Origin of the sequence: Bartonella fuyuanensis (genome assembly GCF_014197255.1) — a bacterium.
GTDB classification, from domain to species: Bacteria; Pseudomonadota; Alphaproteobacteria; order Rhizobiales; family Rhizobiaceae; genus Bartonella; species Bartonella fuyuanensis.
The window spans coordinates 40921-52387 of sequence record NZ_JACIFE010000004.1; the positions used below are offsets into that span (position 1 = coordinate 40921).

General features: G+C 37.9%; 13 protein-coding genes and 2 tRNA genes. 14 read left to right on the forward strand and 1 reads right to left on the reverse strand.

Annotated elements, in window-relative coordinates:
• Positions 1-331: 331 nt before the first annotated feature.
• Positions 332-541 carry a helix-turn-helix domain-containing protein gene (locus GGR08_RS08655; protein WP_425485748.1) on the forward strand — a complete coding sequence of 70 codons (210 nt, stop codon included), beginning with the start codon at positions 332-334 and terminating at the stop codon, positions 539-541.
• Positions 542-701: 160 nt separating this feature from the next.
• Positions 702-899 (forward strand): DNA adenine methylase, encoded by a 198-nt coding sequence (locus tag GGR08_RS08190; RefSeq protein WP_246350106.1) that lies wholly within the window; start codon positions 702-704, stop codon positions 897-899.
• A 243-nt stretch (positions 900-1142) separates the two neighbouring features.
• On the opposite strand, the gene GGR08_RS03020 is transcribed toward GGR08_RS08190, so the two are convergent.
• A tRNA-Val gene (locus GGR08_RS03020) sits at positions 1143-1218 on the reverse strand.
• Positions 1219-1391: 173 nt separating this feature from the next.
• Here GGR08_RS03020 and GGR08_RS03025 point away from each other — a divergent pair.
• The 12 genes from GGR08_RS03025 to nuoK all read left to right on the forward strand — a co-directional run bounded on the left by GGR08_RS03025 (position 1392) and on the right by nuoK (position 11461).
• Positions 1392-1468, forward strand: a tRNA-Asp gene (locus tag GGR08_RS03025).
• Between the two features lie 256 nt (positions 1469-1724).
• Positions 1725-2090: an NADH-quinone oxidoreductase subunit A gene (locus tag GGR08_RS03030; protein WP_183193920.1), complete on the forward strand. Its 366-nt coding sequence runs from the start codon at positions 1725-1727 to the stop codon at positions 2088-2090.
• Complete coding sequence (locus tag GGR08_RS03035; RefSeq protein WP_183193921.1) at positions 2081-2662, forward strand: NuoB/complex I 20 kDa subunit family protein; 582 nt, start codon at positions 2081-2083, stop codon at positions 2660-2662. Before GGR08_RS03030 ends, GGR08_RS03035 begins: the two co-directional genes overlap by 10 nt.
• A gap of 14 nt (positions 2663-2676) precedes the next feature.
• Complete coding sequence (locus GGR08_RS03040; RefSeq protein WP_183193922.1) at positions 2677-3288, forward strand: NADH-quinone oxidoreductase subunit C; 612 nt, start codon at positions 2677-2679, stop codon at positions 3286-3288.
• A gap of 119 nt (positions 3289-3407) precedes the next feature.
• Complete coding sequence (locus tag GGR08_RS03045) at positions 3408-4598, forward strand: NADH-quinone oxidoreductase subunit D (protein WP_183193923.1); 1191 nt, start codon at positions 3408-3410, stop codon at positions 4596-4598.
• Positions 4598-5269, forward strand: a complete 672-nt coding sequence (gene nuoE / locus GGR08_RS03050) for an NADH-quinone oxidoreductase subunit NuoE (RefSeq protein WP_183193924.1) — start codon at positions 4598-4600, stop codon at positions 5267-5269. Before GGR08_RS03045 ends, nuoE begins: the two co-directional genes overlap by 1 nt.
• Before the next feature lie 136 nt (positions 5270-5405).
• Positions 5406-6713, forward strand: a complete 1308-nt coding sequence (gene nuoF / locus GGR08_RS03055) for an NADH-quinone oxidoreductase subunit NuoF (protein ID WP_183193925.1) — start codon at positions 5406-5408, stop codon at positions 6711-6713.
• Between the two features lie 63 nt (positions 6714-6776).
• Positions 6777-8843, forward strand: coding sequence for an NADH-quinone oxidoreductase subunit NuoG (nuoG, locus tag GGR08_RS03060; RefSeq protein WP_183193926.1), 2067 nt, complete (start codon positions 6777-6779; stop codon positions 8841-8843).
• A gap of 27 nt (positions 8844-8870) precedes the next feature.
• Positions 8871-9917 carry an NADH-quinone oxidoreductase subunit NuoH gene (nuoH, locus tag GGR08_RS03065; protein ID WP_183193967.1) on the forward strand — a complete coding sequence of 349 codons (1047 nt, stop codon included), beginning with the start codon at positions 8871-8873 and terminating at the stop codon, positions 9915-9917.
• A 14-nt stretch (positions 9918-9931) separates the two neighbouring features.
• A complete protein-coding gene (gene nuoI / locus GGR08_RS03070) occupies positions 9932-10423 on the forward strand; it encodes an NADH-quinone oxidoreductase subunit NuoI (RefSeq protein ID WP_183193927.1) in 492 nt (163 codons plus the stop codon).
• 94 nt (positions 10424-10517) lie between these two features.
• Positions 10518-11138: an NADH-quinone oxidoreductase subunit J gene (locus GGR08_RS03075; RefSeq protein ID WP_183193928.1), complete on the forward strand. Its 621-nt coding sequence runs from the start codon at positions 10518-10520 to the stop codon at positions 11136-11138.
• 14 nt (positions 11139-11152) lie between these two features.
• The gene (nuoK, locus tag GGR08_RS03080) at positions 11153-11461 is read left to right on the forward strand and encodes an NADH-quinone oxidoreductase subunit NuoK (protein ID WP_183193929.1); all 309 of its coding nucleotides are present in this window, start codon (positions 11153-11155) and stop codon (positions 11459-11461) included.
• The last annotated feature ends 6 nt before the right edge of the window (positions 11462-11467 follow it).

Genomic DNA, 11467 nt, shown 5'->3' on the forward strand with positions numbered 1-11467 from the left:
GTTAAGGTTCTCAAGGGGTTTGGATCTGCCAACGTTCCAGAAATTGTTGAATATGATATGCAAGGAACTTATCGCATTGTTTAAACGATACAATATAAAAAATCTCTTTATATGTTGTATTGTTTTCAGAAAAAATCGACCCGTGGCATTGCAACACCAAAACCAGGCATTAATCTGATTAAAGAACGTCTCAAGTTAGCAGAACAATTAGAAGGGAATTAAAATGATCAATGTTTTTCACGGTAGTTCTAATGTTTATGCGGATCTTGGCTTTTTAGATTCCAGAGAGATGCTTATCAAAGCGCAACTTGCTCATAAGATTAGTTAAATTCTGGAAGAAAAGAACTTAACACAAAAACAGGCTAGTCAACTTTTGAAAATGACTCAACCAAAACTGTCTAAACTCTTAAGTGGAGAATTTCGAGGAATTAGTGAAATGAAAATGCTTGAGTGTTTGGCAAAATTGGGAAACGATATAAAGATTATTGTTAATCCGAAAGAAGTTAAAACGCTTGAAGGACATTTTGAAGTTGTTTTTTGAACTTGCGGAGATTGACCCAGAAAGCTTCTCGAAGGTTGAAAGAGCATCTCGCTTTTTATTTCTCTAACATTGTGTTTTGTTTGGGAGGAAAGATTATGTCTCTTTTAGTTTTGGAAGAAAGAGACAGGCAAGGTTTAGTCCGGATAAGCTGTTATCAAGGATGAAACGTATTAGGGAAAAATTGCTTGATAGAACGATCTTAAATTTATCGTGGGAAGGGGTTGTTGATTTTTTTGATGTACTCTATAATTTATTTTATTTAGATCTGCCTTATTTTGCAAAGAAGCAATATTATAGTTCAGGGAATTTTGTTGAAGCTGATTTTATCAGTATGGCAAAAGTTCTTAAGGACATTTAAGGTAGGTTTGTTTTAAGCCTGAATGATTGTGATACAGTTCGAGAGATCTTTAAGAATTTTGATTTTTTAGAAGTTGAGACCCTTTGGATAGCAGGTAGAGCAAAAAAACATTCCGAAAAGAACTTTTGATTCGCAATAATGAAGGGGCATGTTAAAAATACTATTCCCAAACTTTTACCCACATATCCCATACCTTAAAAACGGTTATATAAAACCAATATGTTATTCCTTATAGGAGTTAAATGGTGGGCGATGAGAGACTCGAACTCCCGACATCCTCGGTGTAAACGAGGCGCTCTACCAGCTGAGCTAATCGCCCAATGCAATGATTAGTAACTGAATGCGTTCTCTATTAAGGAATTTTTTTTCTAAACGCAAGAATAAAGATGATATTTGATATTTTTTTAAAAAATGCATAATCCTTCTTGACATAAACGAATGAACCCCTTACACGATCATTTATGCCAAAATAAGTTGGTTTAGAGAAAGTGCGCGGGTGTAGCTCAGTTGGTTAGAGTGCTGGCCTGTCACGCCGGAGGTCGCGGGTTCGAGCCCCGTCACTCGCGCCATTTTATACTGCTGTACGTAATTTCCTTTTATAAGATATTTATGTATTGTAAACTTAGAAAGAAGATAACTGTATTTTTTCCTCCTTTTTATATGGTTTATAAGAATAGGGCTTGCGTCTTTTTTGGCTCTGCGTTACCTATGCTGATGAGAAAAGTATGGCTCTGTGTGCCTTTGGGCGGTATTGAGCAAAATTAATAGAGCGATTATTGAGTAATTGTGTTAAACTCAGGCATTTCGTTACAATGGAAGAGGGTTATGACTTATTTATTAAGCTCTTATTTACCGATCTTGATTTTTATTATGATTTCGGCAGTTATTACTGGAGTTTTGTTGATTATACCTTACATTGTAGCTTATCGCTCCCCTGATCCTGAAAAGTTATCAGCTTATGAATGTGGATTTAATTCATTTAGTGATGCACGCATGAAGTTTGATATTCGTTTTTATTTGGTATCAATTTTATTCATTATTTTTGATCTTGAAGTTGTTTTTCTTTTTCCTTGGGCTGTTTCATTCGAATCGATAGGTATGTTTGGCTTTTGGTCGATGATTATGTTTTTAGCGATTTTAACTATTGGATTTATCTATGAATGGAAAAAAGGAGCTCTTGAATGGAATTAAGATCTAATAATTTAACTATTACAGCTCCAAAACCAAAAGGAATCATTGATCCTAATACTGGTGAGTTGTTAGGAAATGATGATAATTTTTTTCGTGATATTAATGCTGAATTATCAGATAAGGGTTTTTTAGTTACTTCAGCAGATGCTTTGATTACTTGGGCGCGTACTGGTTCTTTAATGTGGATGAGTTTTGGCTTGGCTTGTTGTGCTATCGAAATGATGCAATGCTCAATGCCTCATTATGATAATGAGCGTTTTGGATATGCACCACGAGCTTCACCTCGTCAATCAGATGTGATGGTGGTAGCAGGTACTCTGACGAATAAGATGGCACCTGCTTTAAGAAAAGTGTACGATCAGATGCCAGAGCCACGTTATGTGATTTCTATGGGATCGTGTGCAAACGGTGGGGGGTATTATCATTATTCCTATTCAGTGGTACGTGGTTGTGATCGCATTGTGCCTGTCGATATTTATGTTCCAGGATGTCCACCTACAGCAGAGGCATTATTATACGGCATATTATTGTTACAGAAAAAAATCCGTCGTACCGGATCCATAGAGCGATAGAGAGTTTTCTTATCATGATGGACGAAACATTGGTTGAACTTGCTGCTTATTTGGAAAAAAAATTAGAGAATAAGCTTGAAGAAACCGTTCTTGCTTTTGGTGAATTAACCATTGTAGCGCGACTTGATGCAATTACCGATGTCTTAATGTTTGTTCGTGATGACTCTCGTTGTCAATTTATTAATCTTACAGACATTAGTGGTGTGGATTATCCTTCTCGTGATAAGCGCTTTGATGTCTCTTATCAATTGTTATCTCCTCGTGAGAATTTACGCTTACGGATTAAAGTTCGTACTGATGAAAATACTCCTGTTGCTTCAGCTTGTACGGTTTACCCTGGTGCAGAATGGTATGAACGTGAAACGTATGATATGTATGGGATTTTATTTTCAGGTCATCCAGATTTGAGACGGATTTTAACAGATTATGGATTTGAAGGATATCCTTTGCGCAAAGACTTTCCTGTAACCGGATTTGTTGAATGCCGTTATGATAATGAAGCAAAGAGGGTGATTTATGAGCCTGTTGTTTTGCGTCAAGAAATGCGTAGTTTTGATTTTCTTTCCCCTTGGGAAGGAGGACAACATATTTTACCATGTGATGAAAAAGCAGATAGAAAAAAATAATATTGGTTTTGATAAGGCGTTACATTAGAGTAGTATATCTCTTAAATGATTAAATATTTTTAGTATAATATAATTTTTTTAATATTTGATATGAAGTTAAAAAAAACAAGGGGTTGATTGTGGCTGAGGTCAATGTTCGAAACTTTAATATCAATTTTGGTCCGCAACATCCTGCAGCGCATGGGGTTTTACGCATGGTTCTGGAGCTGGATGGTGAAGTTGTCGAACGTGTAGATCCACATATTGGGTTATTGCATCGTGGAACAGAAAAATTAATGGAAACAAAGACTTATCTTCAAGCAGGTCCTTATTTAGATCGCTTAGATTATGTTGCTCCTATGAATCAGGAACATGCTTTTGTTCTTGCTATTGAGAAGTTATTGGATATTGAAGTTCCTAAAAGAGGGCAATTAATCCGTGTTTTGTTTTCTGAAATTGGACGTATTCTTAATCATTTGCTTAATGTAACCACACAGGCAATGGATGTTGGTGCTTTGACGCCGCCGCTTTGGGGATTTGAGCAACGTGAAAGATTGATGATTTTTTATGAGCGTGCTTGTGGTGCTCGTCTTCATGCAAATTATTTTCGTCCCGGTGGTGTACACCAAGACTTACCAGAATCTTTAGTTGAAGATATTGGTGATTTTATTGATCCATTCCTTGTTTCTCTTGGCAAACTTGATGCGCTTGTGACACCAAATCGGATTTTTAAGCAGCGTAATGTAGATATTGGCGTTGTAAGTATTGATGAAGCTTGGGCACGTGGTTTTTCTGGGGTTATGATTCGTGGAGCTGGTGCGCCATGGGATTTGCGTAAAAGCCAACCTTATGAATGTTACAATGAAATGGAATTCGATATTCCTATCGGTAAAAATAGTGATTGTTATGATCGCTATCTTATTCGTATGGAAGAAATGCGTCAATCAGCAAAAATTATGCGTCAATGCGTAGAACGATTACTTGGTAGTGAAAAAAATGGACCGGTTTCGAGTTTGGATCGCAAAATTGTACCACCGAAGCGCAATGAAATGAAAAGCTCTATGGAAGCGTTGATTCATCATTTTAAACTCTATACGGAAGGTTTTCATACGCCTCCTGGAGAAGTCTATGTCGCTGTGGAAGCTCCAAAGGGTGAGTTTGGTGTTTATCTTGTTTCTGATGGAACCAATAAACCTTATCGTGTTAAATTGCGTGCTCCTGGGTTTGCGCATCTCCAAGCTATGGATTTTTTAACTCGTGGCCATATGTTAGCAGATGCTACAGCTATTTTGGGTTCGATTGATATTGTTTTTGGGGAGGTTGATCGCTAATGTCCGTACGCCGTCTTGCAGATAATATTTATCAGCCCGCAGAGTTTTCTTTTACAAAGGAAAATCAGATATGGGTGAAAAATACTATAGAGAAATATCCTGTAGGGCGTGAGCAATCGGCGGTTATTCCGTTATTAATGCGTGCGCAAGAGCAAGATGGTTGGGTGACACGTGCTGCAATTGAACATATCGCTCAAACTCTTTCTATGGCGTACATCCGTGTTTTAGAAGTTGCTACTTTTTATACTCAATTTCAGCTTAAACCTGTTGGAACAAAAGCGCATATTCAAGTTTGTGGTACAACTCCTTGTATGTTACGTGGTTCTGATGAATTGATTAAAGTTTGTCAGAAAAAAATTCATCGTGAACCTTTTATAATTAATCAGGATGGAACATTGTCATGGGAAGAAGTGGAGTGTCTTGGCGCTTGTGTTAATGCTCCTATGGTTATGATTTTTAAAGATACTTATGAAGATCTTACGGCTGGGCGCCTTGAAGAAATTATTGATGCATTTGCGGCCGGAAAGGGTTCTGAGATAGCTGTTGGTCCGCAAAACAGTCGCAAATCATCGGAGCCGATTAGCGGTTTAACATCTCTTCTTGATGATAAAGAAAAAAGAAAATCTCATAAATCTTCAAATGAAAAGAGTAGTAAGAGAATGAGATTTTAGCTAAATCCTTTTTTGAAGAGATATTGCATTCATTTATAACGACATTTGATGAAAAGTAGAAAGTTTCAAGAATTTTTTTAGAGTGCATTTAAGGAAAAGCTAAAAATGCTACGGGCAATAGAAAAAAAGGTGGGGCATGCTAGCTGATAAAGATCGTATCTTCACCAATATTTATGGTTTAAAAGACAAATCATTAAAGGCCGCGATGTTACGTGGGCATTGGAATGGTCTGAAGGAGATTATTGACAAAGGTCGTGATTGGATCATTGATGAGGTCAAGGCATCGGGGTTACGTGGTCGTGGTGGAGCTGGTTTTCCTACCGGAATGAAATGGTCTTTCATGCCAAAGCAGAATGATGGTCGTCCTCATTATTTGGTTGTCAATGCTGATGAATCAGAACCTGGAACATGTAAAGACCGTGATATTTTACGACATGATCCTCATCCTTTGATTGAAGGATGTGTGCTTGCTACTTTTGCGATGGGAGCGAATGTTGCTTTTATTTATATTCGTGGTGAATATGTTCGTGAGCGTGAGGCGCTTCAAGCGGCTGTAGATGAATGTTATGAAGCCGGTTTACTTGGCAAAAAAACGAAATATGGTCATGCTTGCGATATTATTATTCATCATGGAGCCGGTGCCTATATTTGTGGTGAAGAAACAGCTCTTCTCGAGAGTCTTGAAGGGAAAAAAGGACAACCCCGTCTCAAACCACCATTTCCTGCAAATATGGGGATTTATGGATGTCCAACAACAGTAAACAATGTAGAATCTATAGCAGTTGTTCCCACGATTTTACGTCGAGGTGCTTCGTGGTTTTCATCAATTGGTCGAACGAATAATGTTGGAACAAAATTGTTTATGGTTTCTGGACATGTTAATGCCCCTTGTACTTTTGAAGAAGCTCTTGGTGTATCTTTTCGCGAATTAATTGAAAAACATACAGGAGGTATTCGTGGTGGATGGAATAATCTTTTAGCTGTTATTCCAGGTGGCGCTTCTTGTCCGGTTGTTCGTGGAGAGAATATGGTTGATGCGATCATGGATTTCGATGGAATGCGAGATGTTGGATCTTCTTTTGGCACAGGTGGTGTGATTGTTATGGATAAATCAACTGATATTATAAAGGCAATTTGGCGTATAGCTGCTTTTTTTAAACATGAAAGTTGTGGCCAATGTACACCATGTCGTGAAGGTACGGGATGGATGATGCGCCTTTTAGGACGTATGGTTGAGGGAAGAGCGCAGAAGCGTGAAATTGATCTTTTATTTGAAGTTTCTAAACAAGTTGAAGGGCATACTATTTGTGCTCTTGGCGATGCTGCAGCGTGGCCTGTACAAGGATTGATACGTAATTTTCGTCCGGAAATCGAACGTAGAATTGATGAATATACGCGAAATGTTGTGCAAAGAAAGAATATTGTTTTGGAAGCAGTGGGATAGAAGATTTTTTTAAGAGCAACCAAATGCAAATTTCAAATGAATTGTCCACAGGTTGGAAGAGTAATGATAAATATCAAAGTTGATGGCAAAGAGATCGAGGTTCCTGATTATTACACGTTGCTTCAGGCTGCTGAGGCAGCTGGAGCAGAAATTCCGCGTTTTTGTTTTCATGAATCTTTGTCAATTGCTGGAAATTGTCGCATGTGTTTGGTTGAGGTTAAGGGTGGTCCTCCAAAGCCTCAGGCTTCTTGTGCTATGGGGGTTCGTGATTTACGGTTAGGGCCCAACGGTGAAGTGCCTGAGATTTTTACCAATACGGCAATGGTAAAAAAAGCACGTGAAGGTGTTATGGAATTTCTTCTCATTAATCATCCTTTGGATTGTCCAGTGTGTGATCAAGGGGGAGAATGTGATCTTCAAGATCAAGCAATGCTTTATGGACGAGATTGTTCTCGTTATACAGAAAATAAACGTGCTGTAGAAGATAAATATATTGGGCCTCTTGTCAAAACTGTTATGACACGGTGTATTCATTGTACACGGTGTGTTCGTTTTACAACGGAAGTAGCAGGTATTTCTGAACTTGGTTTGATCGGTCGTGGTGAGGATGCTGAAATTACGACATATCTTGAAAAAGCAATGACATCTGAATTACAAGGAAATGTTATTGATCTTTGTCCAGTAGGAGCTTTAACTTCAAAGCCTTATGCATTTCATGCTCGTCCGTGGGAATTAGTAAAAACGGAATCGATTGATGTGATGGATGCCCTTGGCAGTGCCATTCGTATTGATAGCCGAGGCCGTGAAGTTATGCGGATTCTGCCACGTACGAATGAAGAAATAAATGAGGAATGGATCTCTGATAAAACGCGTTTTATTTGGGATGGATTACGTACTCAGCGGCTTGATAAACCATATGTGCGCAAAGATAGAAAACTTCGACCTGTCACTTGGACAGAAGCTTTTTCAAAAATTAAAATGGTGATTTCCCAAACTTTTCCAGAAAAAATTGGAGCAATTGCTGGAGATCTTGCTTCTGTTGAAGAAATGTATGCCCTTAAAGCATTACTGAGTTCCTTGGGTTCAACGCTCTTTGATTGTCGTCAAAGAGGGAGCGTTTTGTCGCCTGAGTTTGGGCGCTCGAGTTATATTTTTAATCCTACAATTTCGGGGATTGAACGGGCTGATGCTATGCTTATTGTGGGATCTAATCCACGTTATGAAGCTGCAGTTTTAAATGCGCGTATTTTAAAGCGCGAACGGAAAGGAAATTTTCCTATTGCATTAATTGGAGAGGAGGTCGATTTACGTTATCCTTATACTTATCTTGGATCTGGTAGTGATGCATTAGCTACACTTATTCGTGGGGAAAATGCTTTTTTAAATGTCTTAAAAGAAGCCAAGAGACCCCTTATCCTTATTGGAGAGGGGGCTGTTTCAGGAGATGAAGGTTTATCTGTGTTACGAAACCTTGCTAAATTAGCTGATAATATTAGTGCTCTTAGCGAGAAGTGGAACGGTTTTGGGGTTCTTCATAATGCAGCATCAACTGTTGGAGGATTGGACATAGGATTTATTTCTAAGCTTGGAGTTGAAAATATTATTAAAACCTGTGAAGTTTTATTTTTGCTTGGTGCTGATGAAGTAGAATTAGCTAATACAAAAGCTTTTACTATTTATATTGGTAGCCATGGTGATAATGGTGCACATGCTGCTGATGTTATTTTGCCTGCATCTGCTTACACTGAAAAATCAGGGCTTTATGTAAATACAGAGGGGCGTGTTCAAATGACAAATCGAGCTGGCTTTGCTCCAGGTGAAGCAAAAGAAGATTGGGCTATTTTGCGTGCTTTATCAGATATTTTAGGACAACGGCTTCCTTTTGATTCTCTTTCTCAATTAAGACAATGCTTGTTTAATGATTATCCACATCTTTGTGTCGTTGATGATATTGTGCCTTCTGATATAAGTGAGCTTAAGGCGCTTGGTTCAAAAATGATTTCTTTAAAGAGTCAAACATTTATTTCTATGATTAAAGATTTTTATTTGACAAATCCGATAGCACGTGCTTCTGCCGTTATGGCTGAATGTTCATCATTTGCAAAACAAGCTATATTAAACAAACTGTAGAGTAAGAGCAAAGGAAAAGAAATAATGATGTATGGTTTCTTTATGACTTGGCTGTTACCATTACTTATTATTGTTGGAAAAATACTTCTTCTTTTAGTGGTTCTTTTGGTTTTAGTTGCTTATCTTCTTTACGCAGATAGAAAGATTTGGGCAGCAGTACAATTGCGGCGTGGTCCAAATGTTGTTGGTCCGTGGGGATTATTACAGTCTTTCGCAGATTTAATTAAATTTGTCGTTAAGGAGCCTATTATTCCTGCTGGTGCGAATAAGGGTGTTTTTCTCTTGGCGCCTTTTGTTTCAGCGACACTTGCCTTATCAACTTGGGCTGTTATTCCCGTCAATGAAGGCTGGGAGATTGCGAGGATTAATGTTGGTTTGCTTTACATCTTAGCTATTTCATCTCTTGAAGTTTATGGTGTTATTATGGGCGGATGGGCATCAAATTCAAAATATCCTTTCTTAGGAGCCTTGCGTTCGGCAGCACAGATGGTTTCTTATGAAGTTTCCATTGGTTTTGTCCTTGTGACTGTTATTTTAGTGAGTGGTTCATTGGATCTCACAACAATTGTTCTTAAACAAAGTCATGGTTTGGGTACAACTCTTGGTCTTCCTTTTAATAGTTTTCTTGATTGGAATTGGTTTATTCTTTTTCCAATGTTCATTATATTTTTTATTTCCGCACTCGCAGAGACAAACCGTCCTCCATTTGATTTGGTGGAAGCGGAATCTGAGCTTGTTGCTGGTCATATGGTAGAATATTCTTCAACGCCTTACATGCTCTTCTTTCTCGGCGAGTATGTTGCTATTGTTTTAATGTGCGCATTAACAACCATTTTATTTTTAGGTGGTTGGCTTCCTCCTTTAGATGTTTGGTGGCTTAATTGGGTTCCTGGTATCATCTGGTTTGTTTTGAAAGTCTGTTTTGTATTTTTTTGGTTTGCTATAGTTAAAGCATTTGTTCCACGTTATCGCTATGATCAGCTCATGCGCCTTGGTTGGAAGGTTTTTCTTCCTTTTTCATTAGCAATGGTTGTGATAACTGCTGCTTTTTTAAAATTTACGGATTTTGTTTAAGAGGAGATTTTACGATGTCAGGTTTTATTCAGGCAGCAAAGTCACTCCTTCTATTGGAATTTGTGAGTGCTTTTTTCTTAGCTATGCGTCAATTTTTTTCATCAAAGCCCACGATTAATTATCCTTATGAAAAAGGTTTTGTATCTCAACGTTTTCGTGGTGAGCATGCACTACGTCGCTATCCAAATGGTGAAGAACGGTGTATTGCTTGTAAATTATGTGAAGCGATTTGCCCTGCACAAGCAATTACAATTGAAGCAGGTCCGCGACGTAATGATGGTACCCGAAGAACTGTGCGTTATGATATCGATATGGTTAAGTGTATTTACTGTGGTTTTTGTCAAGAAGCTTGTCCGGTAGAAGCTATTGTTGAGGGGCCAAATTTTGAATTTGCAACAGAAACGCGTGAAGAACTCTACTATGATAAAGAAAAGCTTTTAATGAATGGAGATCGTTGGGAACGAGAAATAGCTCGAAATATATTGATGGATGCACCTTATCGTTAAGTGTGTCATTAAATGAGGTGTCGGATAGTTTTCTGATAAATTATAATCTGGTATGAAGTTTATACCAACTGTTTCGATAATTAAGGAGAAGCCTATGCTAACAGATCTAGCGGTGGCATTTTTCTATTTGTTTGCTTTTATTATGCTAACAAGCGCGGTTATTGTTATTACAGCACGCAATCCTGTGCATTCTGTTTTATTTTTAATCCTCGCATTTTTTAACGCTGCAGCTTTATTTTTGCTTGCAGGAGCAGAGTTTTTAGGGCTTATTCTGCTTGTTGTTTATGTTGGGGCTGTTGCTGTTTTATTTTTATTTGTGGTTATGATGCTTGATGTTGATTTTGTTGAGTTAAAAAATGGAACTCTTCGGTATGCTCCTATTGGAGTTTTTATTGGCGTTATTGTCGCTGTAGAGTTGATTGTTGTTTTCTTGAGTAGTTATTTTTCTCCAGGCTTAAGAACGCATGTTACACAACCAATGCCAAATTTAATGCGGCGAACAAATACACAAGCATTAGGTGATATTCTCTATACGGATTATGTTTTCTATTTTCAAATTTCTGGGATAATTTTATTGGTTGCAATGATTGGTGCTATTGTTTTAACACTTCGCCATAAATTGGGTGTAAAGCGGCAATCTATTGCAGAGCAAGTTTCTAGAACGGTGGAAAGTGCCATTGAAATCAAGCAAGTTGAATCAGGCAAAGGTATTTAAGCGGGGCTATGGAGATGTATATTGATATTACGCATTATCTTATTGTTTCTGCTTTGATGTTTACAATTGGTATTGCTGGAATTTTTCTAAACAGAAAAAACGTGATTATTATCTTGATGTCTATTGAGCTTATATTGCTCTCAGTTAATCTCAATTTTGTTGCATTTTCAGCATTTTTTCATGATCTCGTTGGTCAAATATTCGCTTTATTTGTCTTAACCGTAGCTGCCGCTGAAGCTGCCATTGGTTTAGCAATCCTTGTCGTTTTTTTCCGTAATCGTGGCTCTATTGCGGTTGAAGATATTAATGTAATGAAAGGCTAATCAACA

Coding starts and splice junctions, on each gene's coding strand:
- GGR08_RS08190 (WP_246350106.1), top strand. CDS start 702: ATGAAACGTATTAGGGAAAAATTGCTTGATAGAACGATCTTAAATTTA.
- GGR08_RS03030 (WP_183193920.1), top strand. CDS start 1,725: ATGACTTATTTATTAAGCTCTTATTTACCGATCTTGATTTTTATTATG.
- GGR08_RS03035 (WP_183193921.1), top strand. CDS start 2,081: ATGGAATTAAGATCTAATAATTTAACTATTACAGCTCCAAAACCAAAA.
- GGR08_RS03040 (WP_183193922.1), top strand. CDS start 2,677: ATGATGGACGAAACATTGGTTGAACTTGCTGCTTATTTGGAAAAAAAA.
- nuoE (WP_183193924.1), top strand. CDS start 4,598: ATGTCCGTACGCCGTCTTGCAGATAATATTTATCAGCCCGCAGAGTTT.
- nuoF (WP_183193925.1), top strand. CDS start 5,406: ATGCTAGCTGATAAAGATCGTATCTTCACCAATATTTATGGTTTAAAA.
- nuoG (WP_183193926.1), top strand. CDS start 6,777: ATGATAAATATCAAAGTTGATGGCAAAGAGATCGAGGTTCCTGATTAT.
- nuoH (WP_183193967.1), top strand. CDS start 8,871: ATGTATGGTTTCTTTATGACTTGGCTGTTACCATTACTTATTATTGTT.
- nuoI (WP_183193927.1), top strand. CDS start 9,932: ATGTCAGGTTTTATTCAGGCAGCAAAGTCACTCCTTCTATTGGAATTT.
- GGR08_RS03075 (WP_183193928.1), top strand. CDS start 10,518: ATGCTAACAGATCTAGCGGTGGCATTTTTCTATTTGTTTGCTTTTATT.
- nuoK (WP_183193929.1), top strand. CDS start 11,153: ATGTATATTGATATTACGCATTATCTTATTGTTTCTGCTTTGATGTTT.